This is a genomic window from Pseudomonas sp. MMS21 TM103 (assembly GCF_022132145.1).
GTDB lineage: Bacteria > Pseudomonadota > Gammaproteobacteria > Pseudomonadales > Pseudomonadaceae > Aquipseudomonas.
This window is the reverse complement of record NZ_JAJISP010000004.1, coordinates 61,965-81,782: the sequence shown is the minus strand read 5'-3', so window position 1 is coordinate 81,782 and position 19,818 is coordinate 61,965. Positions and strand designations below refer to the sequence as shown.

The window sequence follows — 19,818 nt, the reverse complement described above, 5'->3', positions numbered from 1 at the left end:
ATAACTGGTCGTCATGCGAAGTGCGCTTCGACACGGGGCCTGCTTCAGAGGGTAGCTAATTGAACGACATGGCAAAGAATCTGGTCCTGTGGCTGATCATCGCCGCTGTCTTGGTGACGGTGATGAACAATTTTTCCAGCCCGAGCGAGTCGACCAAGCTCAATTACTCGGAATTTATCCAGCAAGTTCAAGATGGCTCGGTCCAGAGAGTCACTGTTGATGGATTCATTATCAGTGGCGTGCGCGGCGATGGCTCCTCCTTTGAGACCGTGCGTCCGGCAATCCAGGATAACGGCCTAATCAAGGACCTGATCGACAACAACGTCCAGATAATCGGCAAGCAACCAGAGCAGCAGAGCATCTGGACTCAGTTGCTGGTGGCCAGCTTCCCTATCCTGGTGATCATCGCGGTGTTCATGTTCTTCATGCGCCAGATGCAGGGCGGTGCGGGCGGCAAGGGCGGGCCCATGAGCTTCGGCAAGAGCAAGGCGCGTCTGCTCTCGGAAGATCAGGTCAAGACTACCTTTGCTGACGTCGCCGGTTGCGACGAGGCCAAGGAGGAAGTCAGCGAGCTGGTCGAGTTCCTGCGTGATCCGGGCAAGTTCCAGCGTCTCGGTGGGCGTATTCCGCGTGGCGTATTGATGGTTGGTTCGCCGGGTACCGGTAAGACCTTGCTGGCCAAGGCGGTTGCCGGTGAAGCGAAAGTGCCGTTCTTCACCATTTCCGGTTCGGATTTCGTCGAAATGTTCGTCGGTGTCGGTGCGTCCCGTGTCCGCGACATGTTCGAACAGGCGAAGAAGCATGCGCCGTGCATCATCTTTATCGATGAAATTGATGCTGTCGGTCGCCACCGTGGCGCCGGCATGGGCGGTGGGCATGACGAGCGCGAGCAGACCCTCAATCAGTTGCTGGTGGAGATGGATGGCTTCGAGATGAACGATGGTGTCATCGTCATCGCCGCCACTAACCGCCCAGATGTGCTCGATCCGGCGCTGTTGCGTCCCGGGCGCTTCGATCGTCAGGTGGTGGTCAGCCTGCCGGATATTCGGGGTCGCGAGCAGATTCTCAAGGTGCACATGCGCAAGGTGCCGATGGGTGAGAATGTCGAGCCTGCGGTGATTGCTCGTGGTACCCCGGGCTTCTCCGGTGCCGATCTTGCGAACCTGGTCAATGAGGCCTCGTTGTTTGCCGCGCGTGCTGGCAAGCGCCTGGTTGAGATGAAAGAGTTCGAGTTGGCCAAGGACAAGATCATGATGGGCGCCGAGCGCAAATCCATGGTCATGTCGGACAAGGAAAAGCTCAATACGGCATTCCATGAAGCTGGTCATGCCATCGTGGGGCGCTTGGTGCCTGAACATGATCCGGTCTACAAGGTGTCGATCATCCCGCGGGGTCGAGCATTGGGCGTGACCATGTTCCTGCCGGAAGAGGATCGCTACAGCCTGAGCAAGCGCGCGTTGACCAGTCAGATCTGCTCGTTGTTCGGTGGTCGTATCGCTGAGGAAATGACCTTGGGCTTCGATGGCGTGACCACTGGGGCTTCGAACGACATCATGCGTGCCACTCAGTTGGCGCGCAATATGGTGACCAAGTGGGGCTTGTCCGAGAAGCTCGGCCCCCTGATGTATGCCGAGGAGGAAGGTGAAGTCTTCCTGGGTCGCAGCATGGGTAGTCAACACACCAATGTCTCGGCCGACACGGCCAAGGTGATCGATCAGGAAGTTCGCAGCATTATCGATCAGTGCTACGGCACTGCGCGGCGTCTGCTTGAAGAGAATCGCGACAAGCTCGATGCCATGGCTGAGGCCTTGATGAAGTACGAGACCATCGATGCCGAGCAGATCGAGGAAATCATGAATGGCCGTGTCCCGCGTGAGCCGCGCGACTGGAGCGGTGGTGGTGATGCCGATACGCCGGCTGCCAGTCCCGACGAAACGGATCGTCCCGAGAAACCTATCGGTGGTCCTGCTGCCGAGCTTTAAGGATCACGATGTCTGAAGTGCACCATCTGAACCGGCTGCCTTGTGGTAGCCGGTTTCTTGATTTAACCCGTCCGCAGGTGATGGGTATCCTCAATGTCACTCCCGACTCCTTTTCCGATGGTGGTCGTTTCGCTCAGCGCGACGCCGCCTTGCGTCATGCGGAAGCGATGTTGCGTGCAGGCGCCGCCCTGATCGATGTCGGCGGCGAGTCAACGCGTCCCGGGGCGCGAGCGGTTTCGCCGGTTGAGGAGCTTGAGCGCGTTGCGCCGATTGTCGAAGCCATTGCGGCCGAACTGGATGTGATCATCTCGGTGGATACCTCGACGCCTGCGGTAATCCGTGAAACTGCGCGTCTCGGGGCTGGCCTGATTAACGATGTGCGCTCATTGCAACGTGACGGGGCGCTGGATGCTGCGGCCGACAGCGGCTTGCCGGTGTGCCTGATGCATATGCGTGGTGAACCGACCACCATGCAGGAGAACCCTCACTACGCCGATGTGCTGGTCGAGGTGCGCGATTTTCTGGCCGAGCGCATGGCGGCCTGTACGGCGGCGGGTATTGCACTTGAGCGGCTGGTTCTGGATCCGGGTTTCGGTTTCGCCAAGACCCAGGAGCACAACCTCAGTCTGTTCAAGGGTTTGCAGTTGCTGCATGAGTTGGGTCGGCCGTTGCTGGTCGGCGTCTCGCGCAAGAGCATGATCGGTCGAGTGTTGGGTCACGAGGTGGGTGGGCGTCTATATGGCAGCCTTGCCCTCGCAGCCTTGGCGGTAACTAAGGGTGCGCACATTTTGCGGGTGCACGATGTGGCGGAGACCGTCGATGTGGTGCGCATGCTGGCTGCAGTTGAAGCGGCTGAATAAGTCATCAAGGAATTTTAGTCATGGCTAGAAAATATTTTGGTACCGACGGTATTCGTGGGCGTGTCGGCGAGTTTCCCATCACTCCGGATTTTATGCTCAAGCTCGGTTGGGCAGCCGGTATGGCGTTCCGCAAGCAGGGTAAGTGCAAGATTCTGATCGGCAAGGACACGCGGATTTCCGGCTACATGTTCGAGTCGGCGCTGGAGGCCGGATTGTCCGCGGCGGGTGCCGATGTGATGTTGCTGGGGCCGATGCCAACACCTGCTATCGCCTACCTTACCCGTACCTTTCATGCCGAGGCGGGTATCGTCATCAGTGCATCGCACAACCCGCATCATGATAACGGCATCAAGTTTTTCTCGGGGCAGGGCACCAAGCTGCCTGACGAGATCGAGCTGATGATCGAGGAGTTGCTCGATGCGCCGATGACCGTGGTCGAGTCGGGGCAGTTGGGTAAGGTGTCGCGGATCAACGATGCGGCGGGGCGCTATATCGAGTTCTGTAAGAGCAGCGTGCCAAGCAGTACCGATTTTTCCGGGCTGAAGATCGTGATCGATTGCGCCAATGGGGCGGCCTATAAGGTGGCGCCTAGCGTGTTTCACGAGCTTGGCGTCGAGGTCTCGGTGCTCTCGGCTCAACCCAATGGCCTGAATATCAATGATGATTGTGGTTCCACTCACGTCGAGGCCTTGCAGGCTGCCGTGGTGGCGCAGCAGGCCGATCTGGGGATCGCTTTCGATGGCGACGCGGATCGTGTGCTGATGGTCGATCACACGGGGGCTTTGGTTGACGGCGATGAGCTGTTGTTCGTCATTGCGCGAGACCTGCAGGAGCGTGGAAAGCTCCAGGGTGGCGTGGTTGGCACGCTGATGAGCAATCTCGGTCTGGAACTGGCACTGGCTGATCTGGGGATTCCTTTTGTTCGCGCCAAGGTGGGTGACCGCTATGTGGTTGCCGAGTTGCTGGAGCGTAGCTGGCAGATAGGTGGGGAAAATTCGGGGCACCTCGTGTGTTTTCAGCACACCACGACGGGCGATGCGATCATTGCTGCGCTGCAGGTGCTGCTGGCGCTCAAGCGTCGTGGGCAGAGTCTGGCTGAGGCGCGCCAAGGCTTGCGCAAGTGTCCACAGGTGCTGATCAATGTGCGTTTTGCCGGTGGCGTCGACCCGCTTGAGCACCCTGCGGTGCGGGATGCCAGTGCGCGGGTGACCCAGCAAATGGCGGGCCGTGGTCGCGTTTTGCTGCGCAAGTCCGGTACCGAACCGTTGCTGCGGGTGATGGTCGAGGGCGACGATGAGGCCCAGGTTCGCGGCTATGCCGATGAATTGGCTAAGGTTGTTGCTGAAGTCTGTGTTTGATTGCTTGCCAGTCCCGGTGCTGTTGGGTAACATCTGCGCCCTCTTTGACCGATGAGGTAAAGCATGCGTCGCCCCTTGGTAGCTGGTAACTGGAAAATGCACGGTACCCGCGCCAGCGTCGCAGAGCTGATCAACGGTTTGCGTCAGCAGGAGTTACCTGCTGATGTCGAGATTGCGGTCTTTCCATCCTGTCTGCATGTTGTCCAGGTTCTGGATGGCATGGCGGATAAAGGTGTGGTGGTCGGTGCGCAAAATTGCGCAGTCGATCCCGGGCAAGGCGCTCTGACCGGTGAGGTCGCTGCCAGTCAGTTGCAGGATGCGGGCTGTGCCTTGGTGTTGGTTGGCCATTCGGAGCGGCGATTGCTGCTTGGTGAGACTGATGCCGAGGTGGCGCGCAAGTTTGCTGCCGCGCAGTCTTGTGGGTTGACGCCGCTGTTGTGTATAGGGGAGACCCTTGAGCAGCGTGAGGCGGGCAAGACCCTGGAAGTGGTTGGTGCGCAGTTGGCTGGCGTTGTCGAGGCTGTGGGTATTGAGGCTTTTGCTCGGGCAGTTGTTGCCTATGAGCCGGTCTGGGCTATTGGTTCTGGTTTGACGGCGTCGCCTGAGCAGGCGCAGCTGGTGCATGCCGCGATCCGTGCGCAGTTGGCTGCGCAGAGTGCTGAAGTGGCATGTGCAGTAAGAGTTCTATATGGCGGCAGCGTGAAGGCCGCCAATGCAGCCGAATTATTCGGTATGCCGGATATCGATGGGGGGCTTGTTGGTGGGGCCTCTCTGAATGCGGATGAGTTCGGTGCGATTTGTCGCGCCGCAGGAAGCTGACATAATGCTGGAAACAGTCGTAGTAGTTATTCATCTGCTGGGTGCAATCTGTGTGGTTGCGCTGGTTTTGTTGCAGCAAGGCAAGGGTGCGGATGCAGGCGCGTCTTTTGGTTCTGGCGCTTCAGGCACCGTTTTCGGTAGTCAAGGTACCTCTACCTTTTTGAGTCGCGTTACTGCTATACTTGCCGCCACTTTTTTCTTAACTAGCTTGGGCTTAGCGTTCTTTGCTAAAGAAAAAGCTGATGCGTTGACTCAGGTCGGTTTGCCTGATCCGGCGGTGTTGGAAGTACAGCAGGTCAAGCCCGCTGTAGAAGATGTACCAGTGCTCGAAGAGCAAAAGCCGGCTGTTGAAGCGGCTGACGTACCTCAGGCTCCAGAGCAGTAAAAAGCAATACGCAACAAGTGATTTTGCCGAGGTGGTGGAATTGGTAGACACGCTACCTTGAGGTGGTAGTGGCCATAGGCTGTAGGGGTTCGAGTCCCCTCCTCGGTACCAATTTACAAGAAAGCCCGCAGCATGCGGGCTTTCTTGTTGCTGAAGCGTTGGTTGACCCTTGTATGGCTTCGGTCGTATACTTCGGCCCCAGCTTTGGCGTGGGGTGGAGCGGTCTGGTAGCTCGTCGGGCTCATGGTCCGAAGGTTGTTGGTTAGATCCAACCCCCGCAACCAGCAGTAGCGGAGCCCCTTTTTAGGGGCTTTTTGCTAGCTGGGAGACAGGTTTTCCGGTCTTTAGAGGCCGGTTATAGGGATGGGCGTTTCGCCCATTTTTCATTTGCACAGCATGCGCGAGGGGCTCAGGTGTCGAGCAAGCTAGAACAGTTGCAGGCCTTGGTGGCCCCGGTAGTCGAAGCACTCGGCTATGAATGCTGGGGTATCGAGTTCCTGTCGCAAGGGCGGCATTCCTTGCTGCGAATTTATATTGATCATGCCGATGGCGTTCTCATCGAAGATTGCGAGAAGGTCAGTCGGCAAATCAGTGGTGTCCTCGATGTCGAGGATCCGATCAGCGCGGAGTACACCCTGGAGGTGTCTTCGCCCGGTATGGATCGGCCGCTGTTCACATTGCAGCAGTTCGCCAGTCATGCCGGCGAACAGGTGAAAATCAAGCTGCGTTCGCCTTTCGAGGGGCGCCGCAACTTTCAAGGTCTTCTCCGCGGCGTGGAGGAGCAGGACGTGGTAGTGCAGGTGGATGACCATGAATTCCTGTTGCCGATCGACATGATCGACAAGGCCAATATTATCCCCAGGTTTGATTGAGACGCGGATCCCGCGGATCCAATGGATTGCGAAAGGCGAGGCGTACGATGAGCAAAGAAGTACTGCTGGTTGTTGAGTCGGTGTCCAACGAAAAGGGCGTACCGGCGAGCGTTATATTCGAGGCGCTGGAGTTGGCTTTGGCCACTGCCACCAAAAAGCGTTTTGAAGACGAAGTCGAGTTGCGTGTGGCGATCAATCGCCAGACTGGCAACTACGAAACTTTCCGTTGCTGGACAGTGGTTGAAGAAGCTGATTTCGATGACCCGGCTCATCAAGTTACCGTTGATATGCCGCGGGCGATTGAGGCCAATGCGAAAGTTGGTGATGTGCTTGAGGAAAAGATCGACTCTATCGAGTTCGGTCGCATTGCAGCGCAAACCGCTAAGCAAGTCATCGTGCAGAAGGTTCGTGAAGCCGAGCGCGCTCAGGTAGTTGAAGCCTATCGCGAGCGTTTGGGCGAAATCATCTCTGGCACTGTGAAGAAGGTGACGCGCGATAGCGTGATCATCGATCTGGGTAACAATGCCGAGGCGCTGTTGGCGCGCGAGGACATCATCTCGCGGGAAACTTTCCGTGTTGGTGCCCGGGTTCGTGCTTTGCTCAAGGAGATCCGTACGGAGAACCGCGGTCCGCAGTTGATCCTCTCGCGTACCGCGCCGGAAATGCTGATCGAATTGTTCCGCATCGAAGTGCCGGAGATCGCCGAAGAGCTGATCGAAGTCATGGCCGCTGCGCGCGATCCTGGCTCGCGCGCCAAATTGGCCGTGCGCTCCAAGGACAAGCGTATCGATCCGCAGGGTGCCTGCATCGGCATGCGCGGTTCGCGCGTGCAAGCAGTCTCTGGCGAGTTGGCCGGCGAGCGCGTGGATATAGTGCTGTGGGATGACAATCCCGCGCAGTTTGTGATCAACGCCATGTCGCCAGCAGAAGTTGCTGCAATCATTGTCGATGAGGATGCCCATGCCATGGACATCGCCGTCGGTGAAGACAACCTGGCGCAGGCCATTGGCCGCGGTGGTCAGAACGTTCGTTTGGCCAGTCAACTGACTGGCTGGACGCTGAACGTGATGAGCGAAGCGGACATTCAGGCGAAGCAGCAAGCAGAAACCGGCGACATCCTGCAGCACTTCATCGACGAGTTGGAAGTCGACGAAGAGCTGGCCCAGGTGTTGGTCGAAGAGGGCTTCACCAGCCTGGAAGAAATCGCTTATGTGCCGATGGAAGAGATGCTCAGCATCGATGGTTTTGATGATGAAATCGTCAGCGAGCTACGGGCACGGGCAAAAGATCGCCTGTTGACCAAGGCCATCGCCACAGAAGAAAAACTGGCAGACGCCCAGCCGGCCGAAGACCTGCTCTCACTTGAGGGTATGGACAAAGGCTTGGCGCAGGAACTGGCAGTACGCGGTGTGGTTACCCGCGAAGACCTGGCCGAGCAGTCGATTGACGACCTGCTCGACATCGACGGCATCGACGCAGAGCGTGCCGGCAAGCTGATCATGGCCGCCCGAGCCCATTGGTTCGAGTAAGTTTTACGGCCTGAGGAGAGAAGTGCATGACGCAAGTCACGGTGAAAGAACTGGCCCAAGTGGTCGACACACCGGTAGAGCGCCTGCTGCAGCAGATGCGTGAGGCGGGTTTGCCGCACAGCAGTGCCGAGCAAGTTGTTACCGATAACGAAAAGCAGGCTTTGCTTGCCCATCTGAAAAGCAGCCACGGCGTGAAGGTTGAAGAGCCGCGCAAGATTACCTTGCAGCGCAAAACTACCAGCACCCTACGGGTGGCGGGTAGCAAGACCATCAGTGTGGAAGTGCGCAAGAAGAAAACGTTCGTCAAGCGCAGCCCTGAAGAGATCGAAGCTGATAAGCAGCGTGAGCTGGCTGAGCAGCGTGCGGTCGCCGAGGCGGCGCGTCTGAAGGTCGAGGAAGAAGCCAAGCGACGCGCTGCAGAGCAAGCCCCGTCTCTGGTCGCTGGAGCTAAGGCTGATGTGGTCGCGGCCCCGGCCCCAGTCGAGTTGCCGGTGGTTGCTGCGGTGGTTGAGGAGCGCAAGAAAGAAGAGCCGCGCCGTCCCGACAAGCCGCGCAACGAAGATGCCGACCGTCGTGGTGATCGCAAGACCACCCAGCATCGTCCTGCGGTCAAGGAAAAGGCTCCGGCACCCCGTGTCGCGCCGCGCAGTGTGGACGAAGAAAGCGACAGCCACCGTCGTGGTGGGCGTGGCAAGTCCAAGCTGAAGAAACGCAATCAGCATGGCTTCCAGAGCCCGACTGGTCCGGTCGTGCGTGATGTCGCCATTGGCGAAACCATCACCGTCGGTGAGTTGGCTCAGCAGATGTCGGTTAAAGCGGCTGAAGTCATCAAGTTCATGTTCAAAATGGGCACTCCGGTGACCATTAACCAGGTGCTGGATCAGGAAACTGCCCAGTTGATCGCAGAAGAGTTGGGCCACAAGGTCAAGCTGGTCAGCGACAACGTCCTGGAAGATCAGCTGGCCGAGTCGCTGAAGTTCGAAGGCGAGACCTTCTCCCGTGCGCCGGTTGTGACCGTAATGGGTCACGTTGACCACGGTAAGACCTCGCTGCTCGACTATATCCGTCGCGCTAAAGTGGCGGCAGGCGAAGCCGGTGGTATCACTCAGCATATCGGTGCCTACCACGTCGAAACCGACCGTGGCATGGTCACCTTCCTCGATACTCCGGGTCACGCAGCGTTTACCGCCATGCGTGCCCGTGGTGCCCAGGCGACCGATATCGTGATCCTGGTTGTGGCTGCGGACGATGGCGTCATGCCGCAAACCATTGAAGCGGTTCAGCATGCCAAGGCCGCTGGTGTGCCGCTGGTCGTTGCCGTGAACAAGATCGACAAGCCGGGGGCCGATCTCGATCGAATCCGCAGCGAACTGTCGGTTCAGGGTGTCACGTCCGAAGAGTGGGGTGGTGATACGCCGTTCGTTTCGGTCTCGGCGAAAGTCGGTACTGGCGTTGACGATTTGCTGGAAGCGGTCTTGCTGCAAGCCGAAGTGCTCGAGCTTAAAGCGACTCCGTCCGCTCCTGGCCGTGGCGTCGTGGTTGAATCGCGTCTTGACAAGGGTCGTGGCCCGGTTGCCACCGTGCTGGTTCAGGACGGTACGCTGCGCCAGGGTGACATGATTCTGGTCGGCTCGAACTACGGCCGTATTCGCGCCATGCTCGATGAGAACGGCAAGCCAATCAAGGAAGCGGGTCCGTCGATTCCGGTCGAGATCCTCGGTCTGGATGGCACTCCGGAAGCGGGCGATGAGATGAGCGTGCTGACTGACGAGAAGAAGGCCCGTGAAGTGGCCATGTTCCGTCAAGGCAAGTTCCGCGAAGTCAAGCTGGCCCGTGCTCACGCCGGCAAGCTGGAAAACATCTTCGAGAACATGGGTCAGGAAGAGAAGAAGACGCTCAATATCGTCCTCAAGTCCGACGTCCGTGGTTCGCTGGAAGCATTGCAAGGCTCGCTCAGCGGCCTGGGTAACGATGAAGTGCAAGTGCGTGTGGTCGGTGGCGGTGTCGGTGGTATCACCGAATCCGATGCCAACCTGGCGCTGGCTTCCAACGCTGTTCTGTTCGGCTTCAACGTGCGCGCCGATGCCGGTGCACGCAAGATCGTCGAGCAGGAAGGTCTGGATATGCGTTACTACAACGTGATCTACGACATCATCGAAGACGTCAAGAAAGCCCTGACCGGCATGCTCGGCAGCGATGTTCGCGAGAATATCCTGGGTATCGCCGAAGTGCGTGACGTGTTCCGTTCGCCGAAGTTTGGCGCGATCGCCGGCTGCATGGTGACCGAGGGTGTCGTGCACCGTAACCGTCCGATTCGCGTCCTGCGCGATGACGTGGTTATCTTCGAAGGCGAACTGGAATCCCTGCGCCGCTTCAAGGACGACATGTCCGAGGTGCGTGCCGGCATGGAGTGCGGTATCGGCGTTAAGAGCTACAACGACGTCAAGCCGGGCGACAAGATCGAAGTGTACGAAAAAGTCCAAGTGGCTCGCAGCCTGTAACAGGCATGTAGTAGCGAGTTGCAATATGCAGCGCCCGGCCCCGTTTTTGCGCGGCCGGGCGTTTGCCGCTTTTAGGCCTGACGTTTTTCAGGGCGTCGTGGCGAGTGGAAGGTAGTAGAAATGGCCAAAGAATATAGCCGTGCCCAACGCATCGGCGACCAGATGCAGCGTGAACTGGCGCAATTGATTCGTCTGGAAATAAAAGACCCGCGCCTAGGCGGGCTGGTGACCATTACCGCGGTGGAAGTCAGCCGCGATGCGAGTCATGCCAAGGTTTTCGTCACCGTGATGGGCGCTGAACCAGAGGAAGGTGTCGATCGTGTGGCGCAAAGCGTCAAGGTGCTCAACGATGCCAGCGGTTTCCTGCGCATGCAGTTGGGTAAGGCAATGAAGCTGCGTAGCGTGCCCAACTTGCGCTTCCACTACGACGAAAGCGTGGTGCGGGGAGCACAATTGTCCGCGTTGATCGAGCGGGCTGTCAGTGAAGACAATTCGCACGGCGACGAAAAAACCGAGGCCAAGGAGTAAGCGCGTGGCTCAGGTGAAACGTATTCGTCGTCCGGTCAATGGCATCATCCTGCTGGATAAGCCGCATGGCTTCAGTTCCAACGCGGCGCTGCAAAAAGTCCGTTGGCTGCTCAACGCCGAAAAGGCCGGGCATACTGGGAGTCTCGATCCCTTGGCCACCGGTGTGCTGCCGTTGTGTTTCGGTGAGGCGACCAAGTTCTCGCAGTATTTACTGGACGCTGACAAGGGCTATGAAACCGTGATGCAACTGGGCGTCACCACGACCACCGCCGATGCCGAAGGCGAGGTGCTGGAGCGTCGTCCGGTGACCGTTGGTCGTGCCGATATCGAGGCCTTGTTGCCGCTTTTTCGCGGTGAAATCAGCCAGATACCGCCGATGTACTCGGCGCTCAAGCGTGATGGCCAGCCACTGTACAAGCTCGCCCGTGCCGGTGAGGTAGTGGAGCGCGAGCCGCGTTCTGTTACTATTGCGCGCTTGGAATTACTGAGCTGTGAGGGGGAGCAGGCGCGCCTCGCAGTCGAATGCACTAAAGGCACCTATATACGCACTCTGGTCGAGGATATCGGCCACTTGCTCGGGTGCGGTGCCCATGTTGCAGAGCTACGGCGCACCAAGGCGGGCCCTTTCGGGCTAGACCGGACGGTAAGTCTGGAGGCGCTGGAGCAGGCCCATGCCGAGGGTGGTCATGAGGCTGTCGATCAGTTTCTGCTGCCGGTGGACAGTGGCCTGCAGCATTGGCCGTTGTTGCAGTTTTCCGAGCACAGCTCGTTCTACTGGCTGCAAGGTCAGCCGGTACGCGCGCCGGAAGCGCCGAAGTTTGGCATGGTACGGGTGCAAGATAACAATGGTCGCTTCATCGGGATCGGTGAAGTGAGCGAAGACGGGCGCATTGCGCCGCGTCGTTTGATTCGGTCGGCATGACCGTGGAGTTGGTGGAGAACTTCGGTTCTCGCCAGCGTATCGAGGGTGGCTGTTAATAGGCACGGTCATTCCTCACTTTAAAAACACGGGAAGCGATTCCCGGCCTATTGCAACTGTTTCGACAGTCGCCTAACTGAGAGGACGCCCACATGGCACTCAGCGTTGAAGATAAAGCCCAAATCGTTAATGACTACAAGCAAGCTGAAGGCGACACCGGTAGCCCGGAAGTGCAAGTTGCACTGTTGACCGCCAACATCAACAAGCTGCAAGGTCACTTCAAAATCAACGGTAAAGACCACCACTCGCGTCGTGGCCTGATCCGTATGGTTAACCAGCGTCGCAAGCTGCTGGATTACCTGAAGGGCAAGGATCTTGGTCGTTACAGCGCCTTGATCGGTCGCCTGGGTCTGCGTCGCTAAGCAATGCTTATGCGTAGCTGACTGCCGAAGCTGGAAGTGGGTAAACCCCTGCTTCCAGCTTTTGCGTTTCAGTCATACGCGTTTGGACAGTGCCGGGTTCGACTCCCGCTGCTGCCCACGAATTCTGCAACAAACCGCTTTCCCCAAAGGCAAAAAGAGAAGGAAAACACCGTGAACCCGGTAATCAAGAAATTTCAGTTCGGTCAATCGACCGTTACCCTCGAGACTGGCCGTATCGCCCGTCAAGCCTCCGGCGCAGTGCTGGTCACCGTTGACGACGACGTCAGCGTATTGGTGACCGTGGTCGGCGCCAAGACCGCCGATCCAAGCAAGGGCTTCTTCCCGCTGTCCGTGCACTATCAGGAAAAAACCTACGCAGCCGGTAAGATTCCTGGCGGCTTCTTCAAGCGTGAAGGCCGTCCGTCCGAGAAAGAGACCCTGACCTCGCGTCTGATCGACCGTCCGATCCGTCCGCTGTTCCCGGAAGGCTTCATGAACGAAGTGCAGGTTGTCTGCACCGTCGTGTCCACCAGCAAGAAGACCGATCCGGACGTCGCTGCGATGATCGGCACCTCGGCCGCTCTGGCGATCTCCGGTATTCCGTTCGACGGCCCGATCGGTGCTGCGCGCGTAGCCTTCCACGAGAGCACTGGCTACCTGCTCAACCCCACCTACGAGCAGCAGAAAGCTTCCAGCCTGGACATGGTCGTTGCCGGTACCGAAGATGCCGTACTGATGGTTGAGTCGGAAGCCAAAGAGCTGACCGAAGACCAGATGCTGGGTGCTGTACTGTTCGCCCACGAAGAGTTCCAGTCGGTGATCAAAGCCGTCAAGGAACTGGCTGCCGAAGCCGCCAAGCCGACCTGGGATTGGCAGGCCAAGCCGGAAAACACTGCGCTGCTGGCGACCATCCGCAGCGAGTTCGGTGCCGAAATTTCCAAGGCCTACACCATCAACGTCAAACTGGACCGCTACAAGCGTCTGGGCGAACTGCGTGAGCATATCGTTGCCAAGCTTGCTGGCGAAGAAGGTCAACCGACTGCCGCTGAAGTGAAAGAAGCTTTCGGTGAAGTCGAATACCGCACCGTACGCGAGAACATCGTCAACGGCCTTCCGCGTATCGACGGTCGTGACACTCGCACCGTGCGGCCGCTGAACATCGAAGTCGGCGTACTGCCGAAGACCCACGGTTCGGCGCTGTTCACCCGTGGCGAAACCCAGGCCCTGGTCGTTGCGACTCTGGGTACTGCGCGGGATGCCCAGTTGCTCGACACCCTCGAAGGCGAGCGTAAAGACCCCTTCATGCTGCACTACAACTTCCCGCCGTTCTCGGTTGGCGAGTGTGGTCGCATGGGCGGTGCTGGCCGTCGCGAAATCGGTCACGGCCGTCTGGCTCGCCGTAGCATCTCGGCCATGCTGCCGAGCGCCGACGAGTTCCCGTACACCATTCGCGTGGTATCGGAAATCACCGAGTCCAACGGTTCCAGCTCCATGGCTTCGGTCTGTGGTGCTTCCCTGGCGCTGATGGACGCCGGTGTGCCGATGAAGGCACCGGTTGCCGGTATCGCCATGGGCCTGGTCAAGGACGGCGAGAAGTTTGCCGTACTGACCGACATCCTCGGCGACGAAGATCACCTCGGCGATATGGACTTCAAGGTAGCCGGTACCGCCAAGGGTGTGACCGCGCTGCAGATGGACATCAAGATCAAGGGCATCACCGAAGAAATCATGGAAATCGCTCTGGGCCAAGCCCTAGAAGCGCGCCTGAACATCCTCGGTCAGATGAACCAGATCCTCGCCACCTCGCGTAACGAACTGTCGGCCAATGCCCCGACCATGATCGCGATGAAGATCGACACCGACAAGATTCGCGACGTGATCGGCAAGGGTGGCGCGACCATCCGTGCCATCTGCGAAGAAACCAAGGCCTCGATCGATATCGAAGACGACGGCACCATCAAGATCTTCGGCGAAACCAAGGAAGCGGCAGAGGCTGCACGTCAGCGCGTCCTCGGCATTACCGCGGAAGCCGAGATCGGCAAGATCTACATCGGCAAGGTCGAGCGCATCGTCGACTTCGGCGCCTTCGTCAACATCCTGCCAGGCAAGGACGGTCTGGTGCACATCTCGATGCTCAGCGATCAGCGTGTCGAGAAGGTCACCGACATTCTCAAGGAAGGCCAGGAAGTGAAGGTACTGGTACTGGACGTGGACAATCGCGGCCGTATCAAGCTGTCGATCAAAGACGTGGCAGCAGCGGAAGCCTCGGGCGTTTAATCACCCCCGCGCTTTACGCTAAAAAAGAGGGCCCCTTGCGGGGCCCTCTTTTTTTTGGTTCTTCGCATTATCGGGAAATGGACCCTGAATCGCATCACCGGGCTCGACCCATCCGGTTCGGGTTTGCCGTCACCGCTAAATGAGGAAAGCCGCATGAATGCTGATGTCATCACAGGTAAGTGCAAGCTACTCCATGGCCGTATCAAGACGCGTTGACGATCTGGCCGTGGTCGAGGGCCATAGCGAATACCTGGCCGGCAGCTGCAAGGGCGTTACGGCTGGACCAAGGAGTTGGCCCTGGATGAGTTGAGCGATTTCAGCCGCAAACTCTAGGTGCAATCGTCAGGGCAAAGCCCTGTGCGTCATGCCTGCGGGGCTTGGTCGTGTTCAGTGGCCGCGTTTGCTGTCGATAGTGCGCAGGCGATTACCCTCGAAACGCAGGAAGTGGTACATGCCATTGCGCGGGCCGTAGGTCCATTCTTCAACCGACACTTCGCTCCTAAAGCCATAGATATCGATCACTTCGCGGTAGCCGATGAAGTCACGGCTCTTAGGTTCGCCGCACTTGCCGAGCACTTCGCTGCTGGCGTCGTCGGTACTGATCAAGGCGCTGCCGCAGCGCAAGGTCGAGGCCTGGACGGTGCCGGCCAACAGAAGGAGCAGGGCGGTGAAGAGCGTTTTCATGGGGTAACCCGTTCGACCAGAATAAGGCTAGCGTGCGGACATTCGTTTGTCAGGGGCTGCGTCTGCGTTCTATGAGGGTCAGGCGGTTGCCCTCGAACGTCAGGATGGTGAGCATGCCGTTGCTTGGGCCGTAGACCCACTCCTCGATCTTAAGCTCGCGCCGTTCGTATGGCCCGAGGGTGTAGCCAATCAGATCACGGAAGGCCGGCTCACCGCATTTTTGCTCCACTTCAAAGGCACGATCGCCGACGCTGACCAGTTGGCTGCCGCAGCGTAGGGTATCGGCCTGGGCCGTAGCGGCGGAGCAACCTAGAGCCAAGGCTAAACAAATGGGTCTAATCGATCTCAATGGTGGGCTCCATTTCATTGGCTATCGAGGTTCAGCGACGTAGCCACTCTGCCGTCCTGGCGTACCTGACCGACGCCGACATCCAGCAGATAGATGCGTTCGTCCGCCAGGCCGCCACGGTCGACCAGATAATCCTTGATGCTGGAGGCGCGGGCCTGGGCCAGTTGGCGTTGCAGTAATTGGCTTTTGCTCCAGAACTGGAGCACGGCATTGCGTAAGTTGGCGATCCGCTGCGGCTTGTCCAAATCGTTCCATTCGGCGGGCGGTTGTTGTTTCAGGCGGCGGCGGTAGATGGCTTCGAGCAGCGGGCCTTTCTCCTCCTCCGGGACCAGCAGTTGGCCGGCATCGGCCGGAACCGCATCTCCCCGGCGCTGGAGAATCTTGGAATAGGTGTACTGGTATTCGCGCTCCAGGCGCTGCTCGGCCAGCGGCAGGCCGTCGCTACTTTGTGCGCTGGTGCCTTCGACCTCCAGACGTAGCGCCGGGCGCTCCTTAAGGGCTCTGGCGAGCAGGTCCAAGGCCGATTGGGCGCTGCTGTCGAGTGCGCTGCTGCCCGGGTTGAAGGGCACCGTGCTCAGGTCCATCTCGGCGCCGCCGCTGACCAGTCCGCCCAGAAACTTGAACGGCGCTTGAACCGCTCGCGCAATCAGGTTGCGCAGGGTTTTCCAGACAATCGGCATCACGCTGAATTCGGGGTTGTTGAGGTCGCCCTGCACCGGCAGGCTCAGGGCAATCTTGCCGTCGCTATCCTTGAGCAGGGCAACCGCCAGGCGAATCGGCAGGTCGACCACGCTGGGGCTATCGACCTGTTCACCCAGCTGCAATTGCTCGACCACCACGCTGTTCTCGGCATTCAGTTTGCCCTTGCTGATGCGGTAATGCAGGTCCAGATTGAGTCGGCCCTTGCGAATGCGATAACCGGCGAATTTCCCGGAATAGGGGGTCAGCGTGGTCAGTTCGACCTGCTTGAACTGCGTGATGATGTCGAGGCTGTCCAGCGGGTCGAAGGGGTTGAGGCTGCCCTTGATGCTGACCGGTGCGTAGCGGTCAATCTTGCCGACGATATCCACCTTGGCCGGCGCTTGCGTGTGGCTGTCGAGGGTGCCGATACGGCCGTTGAGCTGCTGGATGGCGGTGGCAAAGTTTGGGGTCAGACTGAAGTCGGCAAAATTGGCCGAACCGTCGGAAAGGGTTACCTCGCCGATATGGATATTCAGCGGTTTGCTGGCAGTCTCGGGCTTGGCGATAGGGTCAGCCGCTTCGGCGGGGCTGGCCTTGGGGGCGATTAGCAGATCGCTGGCGTTGGTAGTCAGGTCTTCATTGATGATAAAGCGCGCATAGGGCTGGTTGAGCTGCACTTTGTCGACAGTCAGGCTATCGCCGTGCTGGTAGTGCAGGCCGAGCAGGTCGAGCTGCTGCCAGCGCACGAAGTCGCGCTCCTTGAGGGTGTCGAGGGTATGCAGCTGGTTGATCTGGGCCTTGCCCGTGACGCTGAAGGCCAGCGGTTCGCTAGCGCTCAGGACGAGAGCCAGGTCGCTATCGAGCAGGCCGCTGCGTAGCTCGATACGCACAAAGGGGCTGAGGTAGGCCTGGGCCACGCGCAGGTCGATCGCACGGGTGGCGACCTGCAGGCTGGCGGTGGTCGGGTTCAGTTGGGCCTGGCCTTCGGCCTGCAGCGTGCCCTGTTGGCCCAGGCCGGTATTCAGTTTGAGGGTGAAAGGCGAGGTGCCCAGGCTGTCGAAGTCCTGCAGGTCGAGGTCGAGCGGGCCCAGCTCGAGTGCTACCTCCTGCTCGGGCACACGGTCGGCCAGGTGCACCTGATAGTTACGCAGTTGCACATCGCGCAGCAGCACTTGCCAGGGTTTGCCCTGCGCTGCGCTTGTGCTTTTCGGCGGTGCGGTGTCGGACGCCGCGCTGGCAAAGAGTTTCTGCCAGTCCAGTTGGCCGTCGGCTTCACGGGCGGCCCAGGTTTCCAGTTGCTGGCTGCGTAACTTGCCGACCACCACCTGTTGTTTGACCAGGTCCAGGCTGGTGTCGCTGATTTCCAGGTTGGCCAGTTTGACCAATTGACGGCCGTCCGGCGCGTTGATGGCGAACGGGGCGATCTTGATCTGGATGTTGTGCAGCAGCAGTTGGGTGTTATCGGCCAGGCTCAGGGTGTAGTCGGTGGCCAGGTCGATGGCCCCTTGTTCCAGGACCAGGGGCACGGCATCGCGCACATATGGCCAGACACTTTTGATCTTGCCGTCGCTGATTTTCAGGCTGCCACTGGAGCTGAGCGGCACCAGACTGATCTGTCCGCTCCAGTCGATCCGACCACCATTGTGGCCGGTGGCGACCAGGGTCATTTCGGCACTGTCGTCGGGCAGGGTACTGAGGTTGTGCAGCTCGACGCTGAGGTCGTCGTAGAGCAACTCGATGGGCTCGCTCGGGCGCAGATCCTGGAAGTGCAGGTTGCCGCCGGCCAGTTTGATATAGGCGATGCGCAGCGGGAAAGGCGCGCTCGGTTGCTCCTCGGTAACCGGCTCGGTACTGGCCGGCAAGGTGAACAGCTGGGTCAGGTTGAGGGTTCCGTCCTTGGCGAACTGCAACTGGGTATGCGGCTTATCCAGTTCGACAGCGCTCAGGTGCAGGACGCCACGCCACAGGCTGTCGAGTTGCAGGTTGGCATAGAGGCGCTCGAAGGCCAGCTGTTCCTGGCCGGGCTCGCCGATGCGCAAGCCCCAGAGGCTGGCTTCCAGGCTGAAGGGGTTGAGTTGCAGGCGCTCCAGCGTAGCGGGCGCATTGGCGTATTGCGCGAGTTGCTGGTTGGCAATGCGCAGACCGATGCCCGGCACAATCAGAAAGCCCAGCAGGCTGTAGAGCACAGCGGCAATCAGCAGGGCGCCAGCGGCGCGCTTTATTCCTTTAAGCATAAAAACGTCATCTATCCCGACGGGAAATGCTTTGGAGTATGGCACGTGCGCACAGTTCCAGACGACGAGCGCGGCGTCTTTCCTGCGCGGGTATACCTTGGCCTAGAACTGCAGGATCAGGGTCTTCAGTGGTGGCTGGCCGTCCAGTGAGGGGAAGTCTGGCGCTGGCGCCAGTACCTGGCAATCGCGCACCGGACGGCCCAGCTTTTCCGCGCAGCGCAGCACCTGGGTGCGCCAGTCGCTGAGGGCAACCTTTGCCAGGTTGTTGCAACAGATCAGCACGCCGTCCTCGGCGGTGGCGAGAATCGCCGGTTTGAGCAGGCTCTGGTAGTCACGCAGCAGGTCGACGGTGCCGAAGGCGCTCTTGGCCCAGGCTGGCGGATCGAGCAAGACCCGGTCGAACTGGCGCGGCTGCAGACGCGGGTAATCGGGCAGCTTATGCCCGCGCCGCGCGCTGATCGGCAGCCCGGCCAATTGGCGAATCGCCGGGAAATAATCCGACTGGATGAACTGCATGGGCGACAGTTCGGGATTGAGCGCGGCGTTTTCGCGACCGACCGCCAGGTTGCCTTCGGCAAAATCCAGGTTGATCACTTCGCGGGCGCCGCCAGCCACCGCGCTGAGGCCGACGCCGCAGGTATAGGCGAACAGGTTGAGCACGGATTTGCCGGCACTGTGCGCCTTGATCCAGCCGCGGGCGTTGCGCAGGTCGAGAAACAGCAGCGGATCCTGTCCGGCATGGCGACCGCGCACACGGTAGTTGAGGCCCCACTCGTGGCCGACCAGGTCTGCCAGCGCCGCCGGCTGGGCCTGGTAGACCGGGTCGCTGCGATCGATCCGCGAGTTGCCCTGGCAGCGGTCGTTGTAGACCAGCAGCAGTGGTGTATCGAGGGCCTGGCTGCACTGCTCGGCCAGTTGCAGCAGCTCGTCATGGCCGAGGCTCTGGTGAAAGCTTTGCACCAATAACTGCGGGCCGTAGCGGTCGATGGTCAGGCCGCCGGCGCCTTCCTGGCTACCGTGGAACAGCCGATAACAGTCGGTGCCTTGCTGGTGCAGCTCGGCGAGCAATGGCTGGCGATGGGCTAGTGCGGCGCGCAGCGCCAGTTCGAGAGAAGGCATGCGCGGCGACTCGGGAAAGGGGGGGGCGCGCAGTTTATCAAGAATCGTCTGCAGGGGCGTGGGCCGGAAAACAGCAGGGCACCCTCAGGCGCCCTTTAATTTGCGAGTGTCGTTCAATCAGGCAAAACGGTTGCCACTGCTGCGGTCGCAACCGTCAGCGGCGAAAGCGCTGCCGGTCAGACCGGCGGTAAGCAGGGCCGCGATCAGCTACTTGTTCAGGCGGGCCTCCTCGCAGGAATGGCCGCGGGGCTACTGCGGTGCCGTTATGACGAGGCAACTAAAAACGCCGGCCCTGAGGC

At 59.6% G+C, this 19,818-nt stretch carries 16 protein-coding genes and 2 tRNA genes; 14 read left to right on the top strand and 4 right to left on the bottom strand.

The window, feature by feature from the left end; genetic code table 11:
- Positions 1–68 precede the first annotated feature (68 nt).
- The 14 genes from ftsH (at position 69) to pnp (ending at position 14,452) form a co-directional block, all read left to right on the top strand.
- Positions 69–1,982: an ATP-dependent zinc metalloprotease FtsH gene (ftsH, locus tag LJY18_RS13840; protein WP_238042402.1), complete on the top strand. Its 1,914-nt coding sequence runs from the start codon at positions 69–71 to the stop codon at positions 1,980–1,982.
- Between the two features lie 8 nt (positions 1,983–1,990).
- The gene (gene folP / locus LJY18_RS13835; protein WP_238042401.1) at positions 1,991–2,842 is read left to right on the top strand and encodes a dihydropteroate synthase; all 852 of its coding nucleotides are present in this window, start codon (positions 1,991–1,993) and stop codon (positions 2,840–2,842) included.
- Between the two features lie 20 nt (positions 2,843–2,862).
- Positions 2,863–4,200 carry a phosphoglucosamine mutase gene (gene glmM / locus LJY18_RS13830; protein WP_238042400.1) on the top strand — a complete coding sequence of 446 codons (1,338 nt, stop codon included), beginning with the start codon at positions 2,863–2,865 and terminating at the stop codon, positions 4,198–4,200.
- A gap of 63 nt (positions 4,201–4,263) precedes the next feature.
- A complete protein-coding gene (gene tpiA / locus LJY18_RS13825) occupies positions 4,264–5,019 on the top strand; it encodes a triose-phosphate isomerase (protein ID WP_238042399.1) in 756 nt (251 codons plus the stop codon).
- A 4-nt stretch (positions 5,020–5,023) separates the two neighbouring features.
- Complete coding sequence (secG, locus tag LJY18_RS13820) at positions 5,024–5,404, top strand: preprotein translocase subunit SecG (RefSeq protein WP_238042398.1); 381 nt, start codon at positions 5,024–5,026, stop codon at positions 5,402–5,404.
- 25 nt (positions 5,405–5,429) lie between these two features.
- Positions 5,430–5,515, top strand: a tRNA-Leu gene (locus LJY18_RS13815).
- 97 nt (positions 5,516–5,612) lie between these two features.
- Positions 5,613–5,688 (top strand) — tRNA-Met (locus LJY18_RS13810).
- 129 nt (positions 5,689–5,817) lie between these two features.
- Complete coding sequence (gene rimP, locus LJY18_RS13805) at positions 5,818–6,276, top strand: ribosome maturation factor RimP (protein ID WP_238042397.1); 459 nt, start codon at positions 5,818–5,820, stop codon at positions 6,274–6,276.
- A 47-nt stretch (positions 6,277–6,323) separates the two neighbouring features.
- Positions 6,324–7,805 (top strand): transcription termination factor NusA, encoded by a 1,482-nt coding sequence (gene nusA, locus LJY18_RS13800; protein WP_238042396.1) that lies wholly within the window; start codon positions 6,324–6,326, stop codon positions 7,803–7,805.
- Positions 7,806–7,831: 26 nt separating this feature from the next.
- Positions 7,832–10,306, top strand: a complete 2,475-nt coding sequence (gene infB, locus LJY18_RS13795; RefSeq protein ID WP_238042395.1) for a translation initiation factor IF-2 — start codon at positions 7,832–7,834, stop codon at positions 10,304–10,306.
- Between the two features lie 120 nt (positions 10,307–10,426).
- Positions 10,427–10,834, top strand: a complete 408-nt coding sequence (gene rbfA / locus LJY18_RS13790) for a 30S ribosome-binding factor RbfA (protein WP_238042394.1) — start codon at positions 10,427–10,429, stop codon at positions 10,832–10,834.
- Between the two features lie 4 nt (positions 10,835–10,838).
- A complete protein-coding gene (gene truB / locus LJY18_RS13785) occupies positions 10,839–11,756 on the top strand; it encodes a tRNA pseudouridine(55) synthase TruB (protein WP_238042393.1) in 918 nt (305 codons plus the stop codon).
- 149 nt (positions 11,757–11,905) lie between these two features.
- Complete coding sequence (rpsO, locus tag LJY18_RS13780; protein ID WP_238042392.1) at positions 11,906–12,175, top strand: 30S ribosomal protein S15; 270 nt, start codon at positions 11,906–11,908, stop codon at positions 12,173–12,175.
- A 171-nt stretch (positions 12,176–12,346) separates the two neighbouring features.
- Entirely contained in the window at positions 12,347–14,452 is a 2,106-nt protein-coding gene (gene pnp / locus LJY18_RS13775; RefSeq protein ID WP_238042391.1) for a polyribonucleotide nucleotidyltransferase, read from the top strand.
- A 387-nt stretch (positions 14,453–14,839) separates the two neighbouring features.
- Here pnp and LJY18_RS13770 read toward each other — a convergent pair whose 3' ends face one another.
- From LJY18_RS13770 to LJY18_RS13755, 4 genes are all read right to left on the bottom strand, one after another.
- Positions 14,840–15,136, bottom strand: a complete 297-nt coding sequence (locus tag LJY18_RS13770) for a DUF2845 domain-containing protein (RefSeq protein ID WP_238042390.1) — start codon at positions 15,134–15,136, stop codon at positions 14,840–14,842.
- Between the two features lie 49 nt (positions 15,137–15,185).
- Positions 15,186–15,503 carry a DUF2845 domain-containing protein gene (locus tag LJY18_RS13765; RefSeq protein WP_238042389.1) on the bottom strand — a complete coding sequence of 106 codons (318 nt, stop codon included), beginning with the start codon at positions 15,501–15,503 and terminating at the stop codon, positions 15,186–15,188.
- On the bottom strand, positions 15,500–18,400 hold the full coding sequence (locus LJY18_RS13760; RefSeq protein WP_238042388.1) for a DUF748 domain-containing protein: 2,901 nt from the start codon (positions 18,398–18,400) through the stop codon (positions 15,500–15,502). Before LJY18_RS13760 ends, LJY18_RS13765 begins: the two co-directional genes overlap by 4 nt.
- Positions 18,401–18,502: 102 nt before the next feature.
- Entirely contained in the window at positions 18,503–19,519 is a 1,017-nt protein-coding gene (locus tag LJY18_RS13755; RefSeq protein ID WP_238042387.1) for a class I SAM-dependent rRNA methyltransferase, read from the bottom strand.
- Between the last annotated feature and the right edge of the window lie 299 nt (positions 19,520–19,818).